We start from the raw sequence: 19,886 nt of genomic DNA, 5'->3' as shown, positions 1-19,886 counted from the left end.
GAAGACAGCCCGGCGGGAAGCGGATCCAGCTTCCCGCCGGGCTGTCCTTTGCCTGCGGTGAGCGCCTAGCTCTTGTTCTTGGCCTTCAGCGCATCGACGATGCCCTTGCCCAGATAGAAGGCGCCATCGGCGTACCAGGCCAGCATCAGCAGCTGGCGCGCCGGCTTGGGGAACCAGGCGAACTTGCCGCTCTTGGCCAGGACCAGGTGCGCTGCCGCGCCGGAGGCCAGTACGGCGGCACCCGAACCCATCAGCGCTTTCGGATTCCAGTTGTGCCGGTACAGCAGCCGTTCCAGGCCCGTGGCCTCGCGCTCCTGCTCAGCCAATGCGGACTTCAAGGTCTTGAACGGGCCGCCGGTGGTGATCACCCTTCGGTCTTCGGGCAGCGGGCGGCCGGTGAGGTAATCGATGCTGCGCGGATCGAAGCCGAAGAGCGCGACCAGGCGCTTCATGTCCTTCAGGTCCCCGCTGCTGCACAGCAGCTGCTGGGCCTCGGCGCGGTCGGCCGGATCCGAAATCAGCTGCTCGATGATCTGCATTTCTTCTTCGTCCCAGCCAAAGAGCAAGCTGTTGAGCTCCTCCAGGCGCACCGCTGCCGGCGAACCGGCTTCCGGTTCCAGGATTGCCGTGCGTTCCAGGTCCACCACCATGGACACCGAGGAACCGAACATGGTCCGGCGCGAGCCCTTGGCCTCGATGGTTGCGGTAATGGCATTGCCGGTACGGTCCAAGCACAGGTACGGGCGGTTCGAGCGCGAGATGCTCGGGGCATAGACCGGTTCCTTGGGCATGGCCATCAGGCCGGATGCGTTCTCCCAAACCGTGATCTCGTTCTCGGCAAAGCCCGCTGCCAGCACCAGCTCGGAACCCTTGAGCTTTGGCCCGTGCAGCAGCTCGTTGGTGCCGCCGTACTCGCCGAGCTGCTCGTCATCCGGGGTGGGGCCGTCAATTTCGTCCCCGTCCACCAGTACGTAATCGGCCCCGGTGGAGTTCTTCAGTTCGTGGACCAGTTTGGTCACGCGCGAGCCTTCGCGCAACTTGCCCTTGGCATCGATGCGGTAGAGCACCGCATCGCGGGCTTCGCTCACCGTGGCCACCTCGGCGGCTACTTCAGTGGAGTTCTCGCGCTCAACAGCTCCGCCGATGAAACCCAGCAGGCGGCGATCGGCCAGCGCGGTGCGTACCAGTTGTGCAGATTCAGGCTTGTCGCCCATGAAAATGAACTCTAGGTTGAGGTAGTTGAACCCGGTTGAATCCACGAAAAGTAACCCCTTTGGTTAATTGGATATGGCGATAAGTCAATCATAGGCGGTAACCCGTGCCGTCCTGGCAGGCAGCGCTCGGGTGGTTGCCTGGCGCTAGCGCCGGCGCCGGGCGCGGAACCAGCGGACCGCGCCGAGGACGGTATTCCCGGTGGCATCAACAAAGCCGAGCACCAGCAACAGCAAGATCACCCAGGGTGGCGCCCAGGGCTGCTGCCAATGGGTGGCCGCAAGCACCAGCGAGAATACCAGGGCCTCGATGAGCCCCAGCGCCAGCTGCGCGGCGGGTTTCCACGACAACGTGTTGTACCATCGCGGCCTGGCACCGGAGGTGCGGGATTCGGTGATCAGTGCACGGCCCACTGCCCTGGCCATTGACACCGGTTCGATCCGCCGCGCGCCCTCGGGAAGATCGGCGTCTTCCAGATAGCGGGCCAGGACCGGTGGATGCCCGAAGGTCTCCAGCACCCGCTGGGCCGACTGCAGGCTGCCGGTGCCCACCAGCGCCTGCTTGAGCCGCTCGATGTGCTCGGCGCCGACCAGAAGCCCGGCCAGCTCGTCGAGTTCCTGGCCATCGACGCTGTCCTGGTTGGCGAGCAGCCAGTCCAGTTCGCGCCGGGCGGGTGTTGAGGCCTGCGGCCAGAAGGCGGGGCTGGCCGCGACCGGCCAGATGTGCACCCAGGCCGGGTGCCCGCCGAGCTTGGCCGGCTGCTTGTCGAACCAGAAGCTCGCGGTGAAGCGCGCGCCGGTGCGGCTGAGCATGATCGCCGGATGCTGGCTGGCAGCCAGCACGCCGCCCACCAGGAAGCCTTCGTGCACGGCCACGGCGGCGCCGGCGGATTCCGGCGGCAGGAGCTGCCAGCTGGTTTTGCTCGCGGCGGCCCACACCCCCATGTCCGGCTCGTTCAGCGCGCCGATGGCCACGGTCCGCCCCGGCGGCATGGCGTCGAGCCGCGGATCCTCGATGGGCTCCCCGGTTTGCACCTCGGCGTCGTCCTGGTCGACGTACAGCGCACCGGTGCCCAGCTTCAGCGCCAGCGCGAAGTCCTCGACCTGCTGGCCCAGCCTGATGGCGCCCGCGGGGCCAGCAAGCAGCAAGAGCCCCTCGTGGTTCACCGCCAGGCTGGCCTCGATCATCGCCAGCCCGTTCCAGGGCACCGGCACGGAGACCAGCGAGATCACTTCGCGGGCGGCCAGCAGCTCGCGGACCGTGGCCTCGGCCTGCTGCGCCTGGGGTTCTTCGAAGAAAAGAGTCAGGGCGGCGACCAGCGTGTGCTCCTGGTCGCCGCCCTGCAAGGACTGGTTGCTACTTGTTGCCAAGGTACTTTTCGAAGCCCGCCGGCAGGTTCAGGCTCGAAGGATCGAAGTCCTGGTTGGCGCCCTGCCCGAAGGCGGCACCGCTCGGGGCGGCGGCCTTCTTGTTCTTGGCCTCCAGCTCGGCCTGCGCGGCCTTGGCCGGGTTGCCGAACTTCTGCTGCTTCTTGCCCTTGCCCTTGGCCTTCGCCTTGCGGGCAGCGCCCTTGCCGGCCCCCGGCATGCCCGGGATGCCGCCGCCGGCAGCCATCTTCTTCATCATCTTCTGCGCTTCGGCGAAACGCTCCAGCATCTGGTTCACCTCGGAGACCGAAACGCCCGAACCCTTGGCGATACGCGCGCGGCGGGAGCCGTTGATGATCTTCGGAGCCACGCGCTCGTGCTGGGTCATCGAACGGACGATGGCCTCAACGCGGTCGATCTGGCGTTCGTCGAACTGCTCGAGCTGCTGGCGGGAGATCTGCGCGCCGGGCATCATGCCCAGCAGCTTCTTCATCGAGCCCATCTTCTTGATCTGGGCCATCTGGGCCAGGAAGTCGTCCAGGGTGAAGTCTTCCTGGTCGGCGAATTTCTTCGCCATGCGCTCGGCTTCGGTCTTGTCCCAGTTCTTCTCGGCCTGCTCGATGAGCGTCATCACATCGCCCATGTCCAGGATGCGCGAAGCCATGCGGTCCGGGTGGAAGATCTCGAAGTCGTCCAGGTTCTCGCCGGTGGAGGCGAACATGACCGGCTTGCCGGTGACCGAGGCGACCGACAGGGCGGCGCCGCCGCGGGCATCGCCATCGAGCTTGGAGAGCACGACACCGGTGAAGTCGACGCCCTCGTGGAAGGCCTGGGCGGTGTTGACCGCGTCCTGGCCGATCATCGCGTCGATGACGAAGAGGACTTCATCCGGGTTGATGGCGGCGCGGATGTTCGCGGCCTGGGCCATCATCTCGGTGTCCACGCCCAAGCGGCCGGCGGTATCGACAATCACGATGTCGTGCAGCTTGGCCTTGGCCTCGGCGACGCCGTCGCGGGCTACCGCTACCGGGTCGCCGGTGGCGGTGTCGAATTCCGAGGAGACGCCCGGGTGCGGTGCGTAGACCGGCACCCCGGCACGCTCGCCGTTGATCTGCAGCTGCTTGACGGCGTTGGGGCGCTGGAGGTCGCAGGCCACCAGCAACGGGGTGTGGCCCTCGGACTTCAGGTGCTTGGCCAGCTTGCCGGCCAGGGTGGTCTTGCCGGCACCCTGCAGGCCGGCGAGCATGATCACCGTCGGCGGGTTCTTAGCCAGGTTCAGGCGGCGGGTTTCCCCGCCCAGGATGCCAACGAGTTCCTCGTTGACGATCTTGACGACCTGCTGGCCCGGGTTCAGCGACTCGGAGACCTCGGCACCCAGAGCGCGTTCCTTCACCTGGGCCACGAAGCCGCGGACCACCGGTACGGCAACGTCGGCGTCAAGCAGGGCGCGGCGGATCTCGCGTGCGGTACCGTCGATATCCGCTTCAGTCAGGCGGCCCTTGCCGCGCAGGTTCTTGAAGGTTGCTGTCAGGCGATCGGAAAGTGAATTAAACACGTGCCGGGCACTTCTTTCGATAGGTCTTGTGGTGCGCATTGGAAAATCGCACAGGACTCAACTCCCAAGAATATCAATAATCGGGCGCTGGACTAACCAGCTGTGCAGCGTTTCACCCGTTGTCTCTTCCCCAGCGCCACGCTGCTCCCGTCCAAAGGGACGGGAGCAGCATCAAGGAACCGGGCAGCCACGGACTACGGCTTGGCCTCGCTGGCAGGTGCTGCGGCCGCAGCCGGCGCCTGCGGGAGCTTCGCCGGGACCGCCGCCTTGGACTTCACCGCGGCTGTCGCCTGAGGCTTCGGCTTGGCCGGTGCCGGGACAGTTTTCTGCACAGCCGGCGCTGCGATAGCAGGCTTGGGCTTGGGCAGGGTTGCAACCGGCGCCTTGGCTACCTGCTTCACGGGCGCTGCAACTTTAGGCTTGGCCGGGGCCGGGGCCTTGGGCTTCACTGGCGGCTTGGCCTGCTTTTTGGCAGCCGGCACCGCGACCTCGGGCTTGGACTTTTCAGCCGGTACTTCCTTCGCGGCCGGCTTTTTCGCAGTTGTGGACTTGGCCGGTGGCAGGGCCTTGGCCACTGGCGGTTTCTTCTCCGGCTCTTGTGCTTGCAAGTCCACGGTCTTGGGTTGGGCTGCACCTATTTGGCGCTCGACACGAGCTGCAGGGTCGGTGGGTTCCTCGCTGGCTGGAGCATCCTTACCGCCTGGGCCCTGGTCCTCCCGGGGCTCGACGCCAGTTTCCTCGCTGGGTCCAGGCACTTGGGTTGGTTCAGAGGTTGGCGTGGAGTTGGTCGATTCCGTTGCCTCCGGAACGCTATCCGGAGCTGATGGCGACACGCTGGAAGGTAGTGCCGAAGGACTTGGCGAGGCGGTCGGCGCCGTCGACGGGCTCGGCTCAGCAACTGGTGCAGTGCTGGGCGTCGGCGCTGCGCTCGGCGCGCTCGGCTTGGCCGAAACGGGTGCTGGTGACGCTGATGCAGATGGCGTGGCCTTCGGGCTTCCGGTATTCAACTTTTGTGGTGGCTCGGGTGTCTCGCTCGGCTTAGGCGTCTTGCTCGGCTCTGGTGCCGGGTGCGCGGGACGCGGGGTCGGGCGGAGCTTGCCGGATTCCTTTTTCGGCTGGGCCTTCGGCTTGGCTGGCGCGGCTTGTTTCTTCTTGCTCGCCGCTGGCGGCTGGAGCGGATCCGCGTGGGAGTGCCTCGTGGTCTTCGGCGGCGCTGGATGCTCCGTTCGGGTCGATCCGTGATGCCTGGCCGCCCCGGCGTACTGCCCGCTTCTTCCTGTTGCCGGTTGATGGCGGATCGCGCTGCCGGCATCGACTGCAAATTGCGTCGAAGCGAACAATGCCTGGCGCTGCCCTCCGCCTGAAGGCAGGTAGTTGCGCGGATTATGCCATTGGCCATTGACGATGACCTCGAAGTGCACATGGCACCCCGTGGAGTTGCCGGTGGTCCCGGCCAGGGCGATGATCTGGCCTTGGACGACAAGCTCGCCCACTCTGACGAGCAAGAGCGAGTTGTGGCTGTATCCGGTCTGCACCTCATGCCCGTGGTCAATGGTGACGCGCTGGCCCGAATGCCCGGCCCAGCCCGCGACGACCACCCGGCCCGACTCGCTAGCGCGCACGGGCGAACCGCAGGAAATTGGATAGTCCTGGCCGATATGGATTTGGCGGCCGAACCCGGTCGGGTTGAACCTCCAACCGTACGGGCTGGAAATCCGGCGGGTGGCCACTGGATGCTCCAATAGCAGACCAGGGCTCAGCATTGCCGGACGGATGCCCTGGTCGGCAGCTAGCGGCGCGGGCTGTGCCAGCGCTCCAGGACTTGTCTTTGCTGTCATCGCCGCCCGATTGGCGGCCACGTGGGCCAGCGGGTCGGGCGCGGACCCTCCGGTCCTTCCGCCAAGTGAACTCAGTCCGAGGACTTGGATAGCGGATGTTCCGCCCAGATCCGGTGCGGTGACAGGCTCGCTCCCGAGCGCCGGCGCTGGCGCGGCGGGAAAGGCCAGTGTGCTTGATTGGGCTCTGGCTGGCACTGCACCGGCCGCCCCGGGCCAAGCCAATGCACTGCTTAAAGCGAAGGCCGCTGCAATGGCCAGCGCCCCATACGGAAGCCGCCGGCCATTCCCCAAAACGCCGCGCGGCACAGAGCTGCTTAAACCATGATGTTGTCGTTTCATAACTTGCCAGTCCCCCAAAAACTGCAACTACTCAACAGAACCTCAGAATAGCCCCGGCACGATGATTAATCCATGGCTAGTTGAAGCCATCTTCAGCAGCGTGAGGATTCCATGCACCACTGCTTTCCCCCCTGCGCCATCGCGGCCACGCCACGCGCGTGGAAATCCAGCACCGGTTCGATGCGGTTTCGGGACCTGGGCGAGGCCCGACGCACCCTGGAATCCGCCAAAGCACCATGCCTCGCCATCCCAGCCAGCACCTGTTAGGGACCGGATTCGGGCTGAAGCATTTCAAGCCCCCACATGGCATGTGGGCTGGCATGGGCCGTGAAGAGGGCTTCAGCTCGCCGCGGCAGCGGTCTGGCGGGCGGCCCGAGTCCCGGAATTTCCCTGGCCGGGCGATGTCGCTGCCGGACTCAGCCCTACTCATGTGGTGATAATGCTCTTGGGACCGCGCCGCGGCGCAACCGGTCCCACAGCGCAACACGCAGCAAAGGAGCACCGGTGGAGACCAGCACCCTGTCCAGCAGGCTGTCGCGGTGGGCGGTATTGTCCCGCGCCTGGCTGCAGGATTATCTCTATGCCGGTGCCTGGCAGCTGCGTTCGCTGCTGCCAGGTACGGAGGCCGGCCGGCTGCGCTCCGGCAGCCATCCGGCAGCCGAACCGGTGGTGCTGATTCCGGGTATCTGGGAATCCTGGAAATTCCTGCTCCCGCTGGCCGACGCGCTGCACCAGGCCGGTCACCCGGTGCACGTGATCCCGCAGCTCGGCTTCAACCGCGGCACGGTGCCGGAGATGTCCCAGGTGGTCTCCAGCTACCTGGGCCGGGCGCAGCTCGACGATGCGGTGCTGGTGGCGCACAGCAAGGGCGGTCTGATCGGCAAGTACCTGATGTCCGCCTCGCCGCAGGGCTACCGGATCAATCGGATGATCGCCATTGGCACCCCCTTCTCCGGTTCGCGCTATGCACGCTATGCGCCGGTCCGCTCCCTGCGTTCTCTGTCGCCCAACGACCAGGGCCTGCTCAAGCTCTCGGCCAACCTGAGCGTGAATTCCCGGATCATCTCCATCTACAGCAGCTTCGACCCGCACATCCCGGGCGGCTGCGACCTGGCCGGAGCCACCAACATCAAGCTGCCTACACTGGGGCATTTCCGCTTGCTGGCCGATGCGCGCCTGCACGCCGCAGTGCTCAAGCACTTGGCGCCTGGACTGCCTCCGGCCAGCTGAATTCCGGCAGGCAGCGCACCGCAATCCGTGCGTTCCGTGTGAATCGCCCGGTGCTGTTGAGCCCGCCGGGGCCCTGGCCTAGCGTGAGCGGACAAGGGCTGGATCCCCAGCCCGCAGCCCAGATGCAGATAGGAGCAGCCGATGGACCCGCAGGAATCCTCCGCGTCGCAGCCCGACGCACAGTTGGATGAAGCCCAAGAGGCCAATCGCGAAGCCGCAGCCACCTCCAACCCCGACCCAGAGCAGCAACTGATTACCGGACTGGAGCCGGGCGGTTCGGTGCCGCCGGGCGAAACCCCGCCCGGTGAAGGCTCGATGAGCCAAGACCAGGGGCATGGCGAATAGCGGCCCGCAGCGTCCGATCAGCGAGGCGCGCATAGGACCCTGGCTTGAAGAACTGGCCGAGTCGGACGGGAATCCGGGCGGCGGAGCGGCGGCGGCACTAATGCTCGGTGCTGCCGCCGCGCTGATGTCCATGTCCGCCGGCTACGTCTCGGCCTCCGGACCCGCACAGGCAGAGCTCGCCGGCCTGCAGGCCCGGGCCAAGCAGCTGCGGATCGACGCGCTGGGCCTGGCCGACCGGGATGCCAAGGCCTCCGCGGATTTCGGGGAAGCGTCCGCGCAACCGCCCTCGGAGCAGCGCGACCGCCAGCTCGCCGCGGCCTGCTTGCAGGCCGCGAAATCCTCGGCCGCACTCGGCGCGCTGGCCATGACCGCAGTGAATGAACTGCGCTGGCTTGACCAGCATGCGAAACCGCAATTGGTGGCCGATGTCGCCGCAGCGCTGGGCATGGTCCGCGCAGTGCTGCAGGCCGCCAGCAGCAACCTGCGCTACGACCTGTCCCAGCTGCCCTTCGGCCCGGCACACGCGCAGCACTCCGGATTATGGGATACCGCAGCATCGCTGGAGCGGGCGATGCAGACCGCCACGCAGCTGGCCGCACGCGTTGATGCACGCATCAAGCGCTGATCCGGCTGCCCGGGAGCACCCTCGATGACAAGGAATGATAGCCATGGCCCAGACACCGATTAATGCACTGATCCTGGTCTGCACCCTTTCCCCTTCGCCCAAAGCCTCCAGCAGCGATCTGCTGGCCCGGCAGGTGGCGGCGGAATTCACGGGGCACCAGGTCCACTCCGAGATCCTGCGCATTGCCGATTTCGACGTGAAGCCCGGAGTGCTCAAGGACATGGGAGGCGGCGACCAGTGGCCGGGGATCCGGCAGAAGCTGCTGGCCGCGGACATCCTGGTGCTGGCCACCCCGATCTGGCTGGGCCACCCCTCGAGTCTGGCCCAGCGGGTGCTGGAGCGGCTGGATGCCGAGTTGTCCCAGACCGACGAGCAGGGCCGCCCGATCCTCTTCGGCAAGGTGGGCGCGGTGGCCGTGGTGGGCAATGAGGACGGCGCGCACCACGTGATTGCGGATCTGGGCCAGGGCCTGGCCGATGTCGGGTTCACCCTGCCGGCCCAGGGCTCCACCTATTGGGTGGGGCAGGCCATGCACACCATCGACTACCAGGATCTGGACCAGACCCCGCAGGTCACGGCCAACGCCACGCAGATCGCCACGCGCAACGCGGCGCATCTGGCGCGGCTGCTCAAAGCCCGGCCTTTCCCGGCCCCCTAGCCGCCGGATGCTGGGTGCTGCCTGCGGATCAGCGTCCGGCCATTGGCCAGCGGCGGCCGGTGCCCTAGCGTTTCAGCCAGCAGAAGACTGCGACCCCAGGCGAGAACTAAGGACGGGCCCATGCCGCACAACACCATCGACCAGACGACCTTGCACCGGTACCTGAGCGAGCACCTGCTGGGTTCCGAATCGGGGCTGAACCACTTCAAGGCCGCCCACGGCACCTGGGCGGACACCGCCTATGCCCAGCGTTTCGAATCGCTGCACCAGCAGGTCAAAGCGGATCAGGATGACCTGAAACGGATCATGGACCGGCTGGGCTGCACCAAGCGGCCGATGGCCCGCCTGCTCGCTCCGGCGGCCAAGCTCGCCGGGCACGTCAACCCGTTCAATCCGCTGCGCATGCGCAAGCTGGCCGCCGCGCAGGTGCAGCTCGATGTGCTCACCGGGCTGCTCAATGCCAAGCTGCGCATGTGGCAGACGCTGCTGCTGATGCTGCCCCATGATCCGCGCCTGGACCAGGCGCTGCTGCAGGACCTGTCGCACCGCGCAGAGTCGCAGATCAGCCAGCTCAAGGCGCTCAGCGACGAAACCTGGCCCGAGCGCTTCGCCCCGCCAGTGAACGATGGACAGGGGGAACACCGCCCATGACCGGCAGGAAAGCGAACATTGTTGGCGCCGGCCCCAATGGGCTGGTCGCCGCGGCGGTTTTGGCCGAGCAGGGATTCGATGTCCAGGTCTTCGAGCGCAATGCCCGTCCCGGCGGTGCCGCGGCCTCCGGCAGCACGCTGGGCGAAGGCACCATCGTGGACCTGGGAGCTGCCGCCCACCCCTTCGCCTATGGCAGCCGCGCCTTCGCGCATTTCGATCTGCCCGGCCATGGGCTGCAGTGGGATTTCCACACCTATCCGCTGGCCCACCCGCTGGACGACGCCGAGTCGGTCTTCCTGCACCAGGACCTGGAAGCCACCATGGCGCAGTTCCCCGCCGACCGGAAGATCTGGCAGCTGCTGCATGACCCGCTGGTGCGCCATCCGCAGGAGATCCTGGACAACGCCACCAGCCCGCTGCTGGGCATCCCGCCGCATCCGGTGCTCATGGCACGCTTCGGGCTGCGCGCGCTGCCGCCGGCGAAGCTGCTGGCTTCCGCCGCGTTCCGGACCCGGCAGGCCGCGGCGCTCTTCGCCGGATCCAGCGCGCATTCCATGCTGCCGCTCTCCCACCCGTTCACCTCGGGATTCGGCGCGCTCTTCGGGGCCTTGGGCCAATCCTGGGGCTGGCCGGTGGCGCACGGCGGCACCGGCAGCATCATCGACGCGCTGCTGCGGGTGCTCGACGGGCTGGGGGTGCAGATCCATACCGGGCACCAGATCAGTCACCTCGCGCAGCTTCCCGACGCGGACCTCACCTTCCTGGATGCCACGCCCCGCCAGGCGGTGCAGCTCGCCGGCGACCAGCTCCCGGCACGACTGCGCCGGCGGTTCGAGCGCTGGCGCTATGGCACCGCGGCCTACAAGGTGGACTACCTGCTCGATGGGCCGATTCCCTGGAAGGATGCGCGCACCGCGCAGGCCGGCACCGTGCATGTGATCGGCGATGCCGCCGAGCTGGCCCGGGCCGAGCGCCAGGTCGCCGCCGGGTCAATGCCCGAACGCCCATTCGTGATGGTGGTCCAGCCTTCGAGCGCCGATGCCTCGCGCGCCCCGGCCGGCTGCCAAATCATCTGGTCCTACGCCCACGTGCCCCAAGGCTACAGCGGGGATGCCGGGGCGCTGATCGATGCGCAGATCCAGCGGTTCGCGCCGGACTTCAAGGACCGGATCGTGCAGCGGGTAGTCACCGGCCCGGCGCAGCTGCAGGCCTGGAATCCGAATCTGGTCGGCGGGGATATCGGCGGCGGATCACTGGCCGGCACCCAGCAGTTCTTCCGCCCCTCGCCCTCGCTGAATCCCTATTCGCTGGGCGTGCCGGGACTGTACCTGTGCTCCTCCTCCACCCCTCCGGGCGGCGGGGTGCATGGCATGGCCGGCTGGCATGCGGCGCACCGGGCGCTGCGTGATCTTGGGCGGCACTGAGCCTCGCAACCACGGTAGCTGAATAGGGATACTGACTAGTAGAGAATAAAGTCTGGGAATTTCCTCAGAATCGCAGCCTGTTCGCAACAACTTGGTGGGCCAATGATAATTTTTTATCGAGTCCCCCACCGCTGGCCGCAGGGTCCACAGCGCATTTCAAGGGCCACGCTGCCCAGTCCGGAGGGACAGATAACTGCATTGTTGAAGTGAGAAGTATCGTCTAGAAGTGGAGGGTAGTTCACATGCCAGGAAGGCTAGTCAGGTCCCAGACCGCGTTGCGCGTAGCAGAGCTGCTGGGATCACGCGAGGGAAGAAGGCATCTGAGCAGCTATGGCTGGACCCAAGGAATGCCAGTGGTCATGACACAGCCTTTGGAAGCGCTCGATGATGTGATGGGCCTGGTCTCGGTGCACAAGCGGCCGGTGCTGGTCGCGATGGTTGAACCGCAGACCGAGGAACTGAAGTTCTTGCACATTTCCGAGCCGTCTCCAGTCTTGGAAGTGGTTCAGGCCAGCGCGCCGCGCAGCAAGATCAAGGATCTGTTCGGCCAGGCCGAGCACAGCGGAATGGCTGCATTCCGTGTGAAGTACTGGCAATACACTGCGCTCGCCCACGCGGTTCCGGCTTTCGACGCCAGCAAGCTGGGACACAGGTACGCCACGCAGGAGTCCGGCAGCAGCGTGTAACCGCAAGCACCGCCGCAACGGGCACAGCCCCCGGGAAATCGCGCATCCGCGCAGATTCCCCGGGGGCTGTTCCTATGCCAGGGACCGGGACCGCTTACTTGGGCGCTACCGGGCGTGGAGCATCTGGTGATCCAGCGCGGCAAGATAGTCCGCGAAGCCCTCGCGCAACCGCCCGCGCAAGCGCCCCGAGGTGATCGCCTGCAGGCGGGCCGTGGCCTGGACCCGGTAGCCGGCGCGGCGCAGCGCCTCGACCAAGGCCACATCCTCCCGGGCCGCCAAGGGCTCGAAGCCTCCAACATCCAGGTAGGCAGCAGCGCACACTCCGAAGTTCGCGCCGTGGATATGGCCATGCCCCTCGATCGGCTGGTAGGCCTGCTCCCATAAGGCGAAGATATGCTCATCGAGTTCGCCGCGGTCCGGTTCCACGGTTCCGGCCACCGCATCGGCCCCGCCGGCGTGCAGGGTGGCAAAGCCCTCCAGCCAATGCTCGGCGACGCAGGTATCCGCGTCGGTGCTGGCCAGCCAGATGGCGCTCGGGTCCGCGTCCGCGCCGAAGCTGGCCAGGGCGTGGCGCGCCCCGGCAGCCCGGCTGGCTCCGACATTGCCGAAGCTGGCCTGCAGCAAGCTGATCCGCTGATCTGCGCTAATCTGCCGCTGGGCAACCTGTACCGTGCCGTCGGTGCAGCTATCGGCAACCACGATGGCCCGGACCTGCACCTGCGGGCGGGCACACGCCAACCGGTCCATGGCCGCACGCACCGAATCCAGGCAACGGCCCAGGCGTTCTTCCTCGTCATGGGCCGGGATGATGACCGCCATGGCCGCCAGCTGCCTACCCATGGGCACCAGCGGGCTTGCTCAGTATTTCAAGCAGGAAATCGGCCTCGCGATGCTCCACGATGCGCTCCCACCCCAGGTCTCCCGCCATCCGGTGCACATCCTCCCCGTCCAGCGGCCAGCCTTCAATGGGATGCAGCCAATGGCAGAGCACCAGCTCTCCGCCGGCTTCCAGTGCGGCGGCACTGGCGGCGAGCACCTGCTCCAATTCGTCGGCGGCCAGGAAATAGCCGATCTCGCTGAGCACTACCAGCTGCACGCTTCCCGGCTCCAACTGCGGAAATTGCCGAGGCACCGTGGCCTGCAGCAAGCTGACATGCTCCATTCCGGCCACGGCACGCCGGGCCTGGGCTAACGCGGTAGCGCTGGCATCCACCGCCAGCAGGCTGGTGCTGCGGCGGGCCAGCTCGGCGCTCTGCACCCCGATGGAGCATCCCAGCTCCAGAACCGCCGCATACTGCTCCCGGGGCAGGGAGGCGAGCAGGATCTGCTGCTTGCGCTGCTCATAGCGGCTGCTGCGGTACTCCCACGGATCTTCGCGCTGCCCGTAGAGCTCCTCGAACACCACCGGAGCCGACGCGGCGTCCTTGTGGCCAGGCCAGGTGGCGCGGAAGATCTCGGCGCCGCGGGAAAAATGCTGAAGGAAGCCTTCGCTAAGGAGGACCTCGTCTCCTGGCAGGGCGGAGAGCGGCCGGGTTTGGGAACGGTGGGCCTCCAGGGCGCGGGCCTTGGCATCCGCGCTGGATGCATCCAGGGCCAGCCGGCGCCAATGCCTGAAGCTGGGCTGCCGGCCCGGTTGCGCCCAGTGCCAGAACCAGATGGGGAATTCCAGATGGCAGGCATTGTGCGCCAGGGCCCAGTCCGCGGCGAGCAGGCCCAGGATTTCGTGGTCCGGGTGCCCGTCGCCGCGGTAGGTGCTGGCGATCAGGCAGCGCTCGCCGGCGTGCTGCTCAAGGGCTGCGCGGATCGGCTCCTGCTGCGCTTCGAGTTTCCCGTCGCCCAGGCCCAAGCAGTGCAGATGCAGCGTTCCGCTGCGCGGTCCTTGTGCGCGCAGCGTGTCCATGGCCTCGGCCAGCTCGGCCTGGCGCAGCGCGGCCAACTGGGCTGGGGAGTGTGTGGTGGAATCCGGATGCGAGGCTTCCCCGAAGCTGCAGACGATCACGTGGACATCGATCCCCCGGCCAAGGGCCATGCGGATCAGCCCTCCGGCTCCCAGCGTCTCGTCATCCGGGTGGGCGGCCAGGACAACCACCGATGCGATTGCGTGGAAGAGCTTCTCCGGATCCAGTGCGGCGATCCGCTCAAGCCCAGCCTGCTGCCAGCAGCTTGCAGATGTTCCCTGGTCCTGATGCGAGAAGTTCACCATGCGCTGCCACTTTCCGTTCCGGCGCGGTCCGCAATCAACTGGCCCAGCGCCGCGTCGTCGCGGGCCGCGTGGTGCTGGCGCAGATAGATGCCCAGATCTGCTGCGCGCCGCGCATGCTCCTCATCGGCGGTCAGCGGGCCCGGGCCGGTGGCTTGGCCGCTGAGCTGCAACACCCGCTCGCAGGCCCCGGCCACCTGGCCGCGGATCCGATGGGCCGAAATGGCATCCAGCGTTCCGGCATCGGCCAGCCCGGCGGCCTGTTCCAGCAGCGCGGCGCAGCCGGCCAGCAAGCGGTCTGCTTCGCCGAGCCAAGCCAGGGCCAGCTGATCCGGGGTGCGCGCTTGGGCGCTGCGCAGCAGATGGCGGTAGATTCCCACCGCTGCCCCGAACCAGCAGGCGGCGACGCCAACGCCCCCGACAGCGAACCCGGGACGGGACAGGTACCAGCCGGCGTCTTGCACCGGTTGGGCCGGCACGCCGGTGAAGTTCACGCTGCCGCTGGGCAGCTGCGCCATGCCGCGGCTGACCCAGGCATCCGGTACCGGTTCAACGCCCGGATGCCGCAAGGAAACCATGAACAGCCGGCCACCATCGGGCGTGGGGGCGGTGACCAGGGCATGCGTCAGCTGCGCGGCCAACGAGCACCAGGGCTTGATGCCATTCAGCTCCCATCCCCCGCCGGACTGGCGAACGGCTTCCAGGGTGGCGTTGGGCGGCTGCGCAGCGAAAACGCCCCATGCAGTGCCGCCCGGCCACGACATGCCCGCCTGGCTCAGGATTCCCGCGGCATCCAAATGCGGTTCCAGCGTCCTGGCCGCGACCAGGTCGGTGGCGGCCACGGAGGCCAGCAGTTCCCACAGGCGCTGGGTCTGTCCGGCCGCTGGCACCGGAGGTTCCTCCCCCGAGCTTTCCAGCGTACGCAGCATCGCTTCCGGGTTGCCCTCGCAGCGCACGGCGGCCGCACGCACCGCGACTTCGGCGCCCCACCATGACTCGCTGTTGCGGGGGCGGGATCCTGGTTCGGCTGCACTAAACGACACCGGCCACTGGTCCATCGACTCTCCTTCTCTGCGCGGAACTTTTGGCCAGTCTAGGTCACGGCCCATTCGTGCCCGGCCCAGCTGAATGACTCCTGATAACCGCAAAGGACAGCGCAACGCGGCGAGGCAGCTTATGGGATTGGCCGCCGCGACGGCGGCGCTTTGATGATCTGTAAAGTTGGCCGCAAGCAAACTTTCAGCTTCGGGACCCCGATTTGCAATCTGCCCTATAGTTCAAATTGTCAGTAACCAGATCCACACAGGAGGTAAGAATCATGGGAATTGGAGACAAGATCCAGAACAAGGCCCAGGAAGCATCTGGCAAGGCCAAGGAGGCCTACGGCGATGCCACTGATAATGAGCGCCTGCAAGCCGAAGGGGTGAAGGACCAGGCCGCCGCCAAGGCAAAGCAAGCAGGAGAACACGTCAAGGACGCCGCCAAGGATGTCAAGGACGACCTGTCCTAAACCGCACCACCAGCTATGCCCCATGGATACGAATCCATGGGGCATAGCTCTGTGCACAGCGATACGGCCGCTGCTCCGGGAATTCGGAGCAGCGGCCGTTGCCGGTTTTCGGCGCCCTAGAGTTCGACGCTGTTCGAGTCCCCGGGCTCGGCAGGTTTTCCGGTGAGCTTCTGCTTCACCCAGCCGGCCACCAGGCTCGCCGCCCCGCCGGGGTTCTCCCAGTATTCGGCGGAGTCGGCATCGACGCGCAGCAGCACAGTCTGCGCAGATTCCGGGCCTTCGCTGGCGAAGGTCTCCACCGCGGCGTTCCACAGTTCCTTCTTCTTGGCGACATCGAGCACCACCTCGGCGTGGCCGCTGACCGACACCCACGCCTTGGATCCGCTGAACGCGGCATTGACCAGTCCCTGGGCCCGGATTTCCTGGACAATCCCGGCGTCGGCGGCAGAGAAGAACCAGAGTTCTCCTTCGTCGGTGGCTTCAATCAGCGTCAGGGGCCGGCTGGCCAGCCGTCCAGCGCTGAGGGTTGAGACCATGGCGATCCGCAGGTCCTGGATGATGCTGATGACTTTGCTTGCCTCGTCGTTGGCCATGATGAGCTCCTTTGTCTTGGAATGATCTGGTTGTTTCACACGCTACCGAGGTGCCGGCCCGCGCCAAGGGGCGTCAGGCGATGGCCAGCTTCGGCTCCTGCTCAGCTTTCCGGGTTCCGCCTGGAATCCGGATCCGCTTGCTCTTCGGCGTCCAGCTCGCTGGCGAAACGCAGCTGCCGCCCGTCGCTGATGTCCTGCTCTTCTTTTTCCTCCTGCTTCATGCTGGCCTTGGTATCCCGCGGCGGAAGCTGGACCGAGCGCTCGGCGGCAATCCCCGCCTGCAGCTGGCGCCCGCGCTCGGCTTCCGCGTCGAAGACCGCGCCGAACAGCAGCGACAGGTTGGCGATCCACAGCCACAGCAGCAGCACGATGACCCCGCCGATGGCGCCGTAGGTCTTGTTGTAGTTGCCGAAGTTCGAAACGTAGAAGAAGAAGCCGACGGTCGCCACCGCCAGCACGAGCAGCGCGATGGCCGAGCCGAGGCTGATCCAGCGGAACTTCGGTTGCTTCACATTGGGAGCCCCATAGTAGAGCACTGCCACCAGCACAATCGCGCACAGCACGATCACCGGCCATTTGGCGATATTCCATATCGCCACCGCGCCCTCGCCCAGCCCCATGGCGTTGCCCAGCGCCTGGGCCAGCGGACCGGAGACGATCAGCAGCATCCCCAGCACGGACACGGCCACAAGAAGCACCAGTGTCAGCAGCAGCATCAGCGGGCGCAGCTTGTAGAACGGCCGGCCTTCGGCCACCTCGTAGATCTGGTTCATGGCCCGTCCGAACGCCCCGACATACCCCGAGGCGCTCCATAGCGCACCGAGCAGACCGGCAATCAGGGCCAGGCCTGCCGACGGGGCCGAGGCCAGCTGCTCGATGGGCTGGCGCAGGGTTTCGACCACTTCCTTGCTGGCCAGTTCCTCGATCAGCGAGAGGATGTTGCGGGTCATGTTCTCCGCCTGGCCGGCAACTCCGAGCAGGGAGACTACCGCCAGCAGGGCCGGGAAGATGGAGAGCATCGCGAAATAGGTCAGCGAGGCCGCCATATCCGTGCATTTCTTCCGGGAGAATTCCCTGATGGAGCGCTTGGCCGCGTATTTCCATGACCTGGAGTGCATATCCGGCGGGGAATCGGGTTTGGATTCGGCATCGGGTCCAGGAGCGTGCCGGGCCTTGGCAGCGGTTTCGGCCGCGTTCCCGTTCCCGGCATGGCTATCGGTTCCTGAAGGCATCTTGCACCTCTTTTCATCAGCGATCTGTGCCAGTTGATTGCCGCCGGCCCAGGCTGGCGCGGCAGGCGCACCGGATCATGCACCTGCCGCGCCACCTGCTAGGCCAGCGGGGCCGCGCTGCTACTCGGCGACCGGGAAACGCTCCCACGCGCGGTGGGTGGACAGCAGCTGCTCCGCGCTTTCGGCCACCGCCGAAAGCTCGACCAGTGCGATACCCGGCGCGTCATCCTCCAAGCCCACCGCTTGCAGCAAGCCATCGGAGAGCCCGTCCAGGGTGATGATGGCCTTGTTGTGCCGGTAGGCCTCCGCGACCAGCAATGCCACGCGCGGGTCGATGGGAACCCCGCCTGCGCCCAGGGCGCCGGCCTTGGCATCCAGCGCAACCGCGGCGTCCGGGGCCGGCGGCAGCGGGCCGACGAGCACCAGCGCATCGAATTCGATGGAGCGCGCCGTCAGGTAGGTGCGGTCAATGGGCAGGTCCGGGGCCACCTCGCCGCCGGAGGCCGAAACGAGCAGCGGGGACATGCCCCGTTCGGCCAGCGCCAGGGCTATTGCCGGCACATGCTGGTGGTTTCCGCTGTTGAACACCACCCCGACCTTGCGCCCGTCCACCGGCCAGGATTTCCCGATCTGGGACAGCGCGGGGCTGGCCACCGGATCATCCAGCTGCACTGCGGCCGGCGCCGGCAGGCCCAGTGCCTGGGCCACCCCGGCGGCCAGCTGGGTATCGATCTTCGCCAGGCATTCCACCTGCCGCTGGCGGATCGCGGTATCGGTGCACTTGCCCAGCTCAAAGGAGTAGGCCTGCTGCACGTGGGCGCGCTCCACGGCCGAGAGGCTGATGTAGAACAAGCGGGCCTGGCTGTAGTGGTCCGAGAAGCTGGCCGGCTCGGAACGCACCTTCTTCCCGGAGGCCACAGGCTGCGGGAAGTCCAGCGGAGGCTGCTGGCCAGAAACCACCTGCGACATGTACGGACAGCCGCCATCCAGCGAGTTCGGCTTGTACGGCGCGATGCCCTTGGGCACCCGGTGCTGGTGGAAACCGTCGCGGAACATGTCGTTGACCGGCGAGTTCGGCGAGTTGATCGGGATCTGCGCGAAGTTCGGTCCGCCCAAGCGGGTCAGCTGGGTGTCCAGGTAGGAGAAGAGCCGCGCCTGCAGTAGCGGGTCGTCGCTGATATCGATGCCCGGAACCAGATGCCCGGGGTGGAAGGCCACCTGCTCGGTCTGCGCGAAGTAGTTCTCCGGGTTGCGGTCCAGCACCATCTTGCCCAGCGGCTGGACCGGGGCCAGCTCTTCTGGCACGAATTTCGTCGGATCCAGCAGGTCGATGCCCTCGAAGACCCCCGAGCCGTCATCGGGGAAAATCTGCACGCCCAGTTCCCATTCGGGGTAGGCGCCGGCATCAATGGCTTCGGCCAGATCGCGGCGGTGGAAGTCCGGATCCGCGCCGGCGGCCAGCTGGGACTCTTCCCAGGCCAGCGAGTGCACGCCGAGCTTGGGCTTCCAATGGAACTTCACCAGGGACGCTTTGCCCGCCTCGTTGACCATGCGGAAAGTGTGCACGCCGAAGCCTTCCATCATGCGCAGCGAGCGGGGTATCGCGCGGTCGCTCATCTGCCACATCACGTGGGCTTGGGCAGGGGTATGCAGGGAGACGAAATCCCAGAAGGTATCGTGGGCCGATTGCGCCTGCGGGATCTCGGTATCCGGGTGCGGCTTCGCGGCATGGACCAGATCCGGGAACTTGATGCCGTCCTGGATGAAGAACACCGGGATGTTGTTGCCCACCAGGTCGAAAATGCCCTCTTCGGTATAGAACTTCGTGGCAAAGCCGCGGGTATCGCGGGCGGTGTCCATCGAGCCGCGGGAACCGACCACGGTGGAGAACCGCACGAAGACCCGGGTCTGCTTGCCCGGCTTGAGGAAATCGGCCCGGCACAGCTCGGAGGCGTTGCCGTAGCTGATGAAGGAGCCGTGGGCGCCAGCCCCGCGGGCATGGACCACGCGCTCCGGAATCCGCTCGTGGTCGAAATGCATGATCTTCTCGCGCAGGTGGTGATCCTGCAGCAACGTGGGCCCGCGCTCTCCGGCTTTCAGCGAGTGGTCGGTATCGCTGACGGGAGCTCCCTGGTTGGTGGTCAGGAATTCGCTGTCCTGGCCGGGGCCGGACAAGACCGGTTCCCCTCCCGGGCTTGCTTGCTGTTGTGGTTCGCTGGCCATGGCACTCTCCTAGCTGCTTGGGAATAATCGGCTGGTGAATGCCACGCTAGGGGCCGGTGCACCGCTGATGCCAGCGCACTAGGCGATTCCCATGATTTACACATGTGCCCGCCACCGGGCGTGAACACGCCAGGACCGCCGGTGGCTGCATGGCCCACCGGCGGTCCTGGTAGGACGTTTCAGAAACGCCCTGCCCCT

General features: G+C 66.6%; 18 protein-coding genes. 8 read left to right on the top strand and 10 right to left on the bottom strand.

Translation table 11 applies throughout. The annotated features are described in order from the left end of the window. Positions 1-65: 65 nt before the first annotated feature. The 4 genes from CQ012_RS00980 to CQ012_RS00965 form a co-directional block, all read right to left on the bottom strand. Positions 66-1,259, bottom strand: coding sequence for a hypothetical protein (locus CQ012_RS00980; RefSeq protein ID WP_105661196.1), 1,194 nt, complete (start codon positions 1,257-1,259; stop codon positions 66-68). Between the two features lie 99 nt (positions 1,260-1,358). Beyond that, a complete protein-coding gene (locus tag CQ012_RS00975; RefSeq protein ID WP_146112881.1) occupies positions 1,359-2,582 on the bottom strand; it encodes a hypothetical protein in 1,224 nt (407 codons plus the stop codon). Next, positions 2,569-4,134 carry a signal recognition particle protein gene (gene ffh, locus CQ012_RS00970; RefSeq protein WP_105661194.1) on the bottom strand — a complete coding sequence of 522 codons (1,566 nt, stop codon included), beginning with the start codon at positions 4,132-4,134 and terminating at the stop codon, positions 2,569-2,571. The genes CQ012_RS00975 and ffh overlap by 14 nt, the downstream gene beginning before the upstream one ends. Before the next feature lie 194 nt (positions 4,135-4,328). Further along, the gene (locus CQ012_RS00965) at positions 4,329-5,972 is read right to left on the bottom strand and encodes a M23 family metallopeptidase (protein WP_181148986.1); all 1,644 of its coding nucleotides are present in this window, start codon (positions 5,970-5,972) and stop codon (positions 4,329-4,331) included. Between the two features lie 843 nt (positions 5,973-6,815). Here CQ012_RS00965 and CQ012_RS00960 point away from each other — a divergent pair. The 7 genes from CQ012_RS00960 to CQ012_RS00930 all read left to right on the top strand — a co-directional run bounded on the left by CQ012_RS00960 (position 6,816) and on the right by CQ012_RS00930 (position 11,930). Then, entirely contained in the window at positions 6,816-7,541 is a 726-nt protein-coding gene (locus CQ012_RS00960; RefSeq protein WP_286134536.1) for a lipase family protein, read from the top strand. Positions 7,542-7,682: 141 nt separating this feature from the next. Next, on the top strand, positions 7,683-7,886 hold the full coding sequence (locus CQ012_RS00955) for a DUF6480 family protein (protein WP_105657709.1): 204 nt from the start codon (positions 7,683-7,685) through the stop codon (positions 7,884-7,886). Further along, entirely contained in the window at positions 7,876-8,511 is a 636-nt protein-coding gene (locus CQ012_RS00950) for a cyclodeaminase/cyclohydrolase family protein (RefSeq protein ID WP_105661192.1), read from the top strand. Before CQ012_RS00955 ends, CQ012_RS00950 begins: the two co-directional genes overlap by 11 nt. A gap of 43 nt (positions 8,512-8,554) precedes the next feature. Then, a complete protein-coding gene (locus CQ012_RS00945) occupies positions 8,555-9,169 on the top strand; it encodes a flavodoxin family protein (RefSeq protein WP_105661191.1) in 615 nt (204 codons plus the stop codon). Positions 9,170-9,289: 120 nt separating this feature from the next. Next, positions 9,290-9,820 carry a hypothetical protein gene (locus CQ012_RS00940; RefSeq protein ID WP_105661190.1) on the top strand — a complete coding sequence of 177 codons (531 nt, stop codon included), beginning with the start codon at positions 9,290-9,292 and terminating at the stop codon, positions 9,818-9,820. Next, entirely contained in the window at positions 9,817-11,244 is a 1,428-nt protein-coding gene (locus tag CQ012_RS00935) for a phytoene desaturase family protein (RefSeq protein WP_105661189.1), read from the top strand. The genes CQ012_RS00940 and CQ012_RS00935 overlap by 4 nt, the downstream gene beginning before the upstream one ends. 359 nt (positions 11,245-11,603) lie before the next feature. Next, complete coding sequence (locus CQ012_RS00930) at positions 11,604-11,930, top strand: hypothetical protein (RefSeq protein WP_286134535.1); 327 nt, start codon at positions 11,604-11,606, stop codon at positions 11,928-11,930. Positions 11,931-12,035: 105 nt separating this feature from the next. On the opposite strand, the gene CQ012_RS00925 is transcribed toward CQ012_RS00930, so the two are convergent. Genes CQ012_RS00925 through CQ012_RS00915 form a run of 3 tightly spaced genes read right to left on the bottom strand, consistent with a single transcriptional unit; the run spans position 12,036 to position 15,188 of the window. Then, positions 12,036-12,770, bottom strand: a complete 735-nt coding sequence (locus tag CQ012_RS00925) for a glycosyltransferase family 2 protein (RefSeq protein ID WP_105661187.1) — start codon at positions 12,768-12,770, stop codon at positions 12,036-12,038. Next, the gene (locus CQ012_RS00920; RefSeq protein ID WP_105661186.1) at positions 12,763-14,133 is read right to left on the bottom strand and encodes a PIG-L family deacetylase; all 1,371 of its coding nucleotides are present in this window, start codon (positions 14,131-14,133) and stop codon (positions 12,763-12,765) included. Before CQ012_RS00920 ends, CQ012_RS00925 begins: the two co-directional genes overlap by 8 nt. Beyond that, entirely contained in the window at positions 14,127-15,188 is a 1,062-nt protein-coding gene (locus CQ012_RS00915; RefSeq protein WP_105661185.1) for an acyl-CoA dehydrogenase family protein, read from the bottom strand. The genes CQ012_RS00920 and CQ012_RS00915 overlap by 7 nt, the downstream gene beginning before the upstream one ends. Positions 15,189-15,448: 260 nt before the next feature. Here CQ012_RS00915 and CQ012_RS00910 point away from each other — a divergent pair, with 260 nt between their 5' ends. Beyond that, a complete protein-coding gene (locus CQ012_RS00910) occupies positions 15,449-15,640 on the top strand; it encodes a CsbD family protein (protein ID WP_105657701.1) in 192 nt (63 codons plus the stop codon). A gap of 116 nt (positions 15,641-15,756) precedes the next feature. Here CQ012_RS00910 and CQ012_RS00905 read toward each other — a convergent pair whose 3' ends face one another. The 3 genes from CQ012_RS00905 to CQ012_RS00895 form a co-directional block, all read right to left on the bottom strand. Further along, the gene (locus tag CQ012_RS00905; RefSeq protein ID WP_105661184.1) at positions 15,757-16,233 is read right to left on the bottom strand and encodes a pyridoxamine 5'-phosphate oxidase family protein; all 477 of its coding nucleotides are present in this window, start codon (positions 16,231-16,233) and stop codon (positions 15,757-15,759) included. Positions 16,234-16,334: 101 nt separating this feature from the next. Beyond that, positions 16,335-17,465 carry a YihY/virulence factor BrkB family protein gene (locus CQ012_RS00900; protein ID WP_105661183.1) on the bottom strand — a complete coding sequence of 377 codons (1,131 nt, stop codon included), beginning with the start codon at positions 17,463-17,465 and terminating at the stop codon, positions 16,335-16,337. Positions 17,466-17,585: 120 nt separating this feature from the next. Beyond that, a complete protein-coding gene (locus CQ012_RS00895; protein WP_105661182.1) occupies positions 17,586-19,688 on the bottom strand; it encodes a catalase in 2,103 nt (700 codons plus the stop codon). Between the last annotated feature and the right edge of the window lie 198 nt (positions 19,689-19,886).

The organism is Arthrobacter sp. MYb214 (genome assembly GCF_002979865.1).
Classification (GTDB): domain Bacteria; phylum Actinomycetota; class Actinomycetes; order Actinomycetales; family Micrococcaceae; genus Glutamicibacter.
The sequence above is the reverse complement of the archived record's forward strand: the minus strand, read 5'-3'. Positions and strand labels throughout refer to the sequence as shown.

Coding starts and splice junctions, on each gene's coding strand:
- CQ012_RS00965 (WP_181148986.1), bottom strand. CDS start 5,972: ATGACAGCAAAGACAAGTCCTGGAGCGCTGGCACAGCCCGCGCCGCTA.
- CQ012_RS00955 (WP_105657709.1), top strand. CDS start 7,683: ATGGACCCGCAGGAATCCTCCGCGTCGCAGCCCGACGCACAGTTGGAT.
- CQ012_RS00950 (WP_105661192.1), top strand. CDS start 7,876: ATGGCGAATAGCGGCCCGCAGCGTCCGATCAGCGAGGCGCGCATAGGA.
- CQ012_RS00945 (WP_105661191.1), top strand. CDS start 8,555: ATGGCCCAGACACCGATTAATGCACTGATCCTGGTCTGCACCCTTTCC.
- CQ012_RS00940 (WP_105661190.1), top strand. CDS start 9,290: ATGCCGCACAACACCATCGACCAGACGACCTTGCACCGGTACCTGAGC.
- CQ012_RS00935 (WP_105661189.1), top strand. CDS start 9,817: ATGACCGGCAGGAAAGCGAACATTGTTGGCGCCGGCCCCAATGGGCTG.
- CQ012_RS00930 (WP_286134535.1), top strand. CDS start 11,604: ATGACACAGCCTTTGGAAGCGCTCGATGATGTGATGGGCCTGGTCTCG.
- CQ012_RS00925 (WP_105661187.1), bottom strand. CDS start 12,770: ATGGGTAGGCAGCTGGCGGCCATGGCGGTCATCATCCCGGCCCATGAC.
- CQ012_RS00920 (WP_105661186.1), bottom strand. CDS start 14,133: ATGGTGAACTTCTCGCATCAGGACCAGGGAACATCTGCAAGCTGCTGG.
- CQ012_RS00915 (WP_105661185.1), bottom strand. CDS start 15,188: ATGGACCAGTGGCCGGTGTCGTTTAGTGCAGCCGAACCAGGATCCCGC.
- CQ012_RS00910 (WP_105657701.1), top strand. CDS start 15,449: ATGGGAATTGGAGACAAGATCCAGAACAAGGCCCAGGAAGCATCTGGC.
- CQ012_RS00905 (WP_105661184.1), bottom strand. CDS start 16,233: ATGGCCAACGACGAGGCAAGCAAAGTCATCAGCATCATCCAGGACCTG.
- CQ012_RS00900 (WP_105661183.1), bottom strand. CDS start 17,465: ATGCCTTCAGGAACCGATAGCCATGCCGGGAACGGGAACGCGGCCGAA.
- CQ012_RS00895 (WP_105661182.1), bottom strand. CDS start 19,688: ATGGCCAGCGAACCACAACAGCAAGCAAGCCCGGGAGGGGAACCGGTC.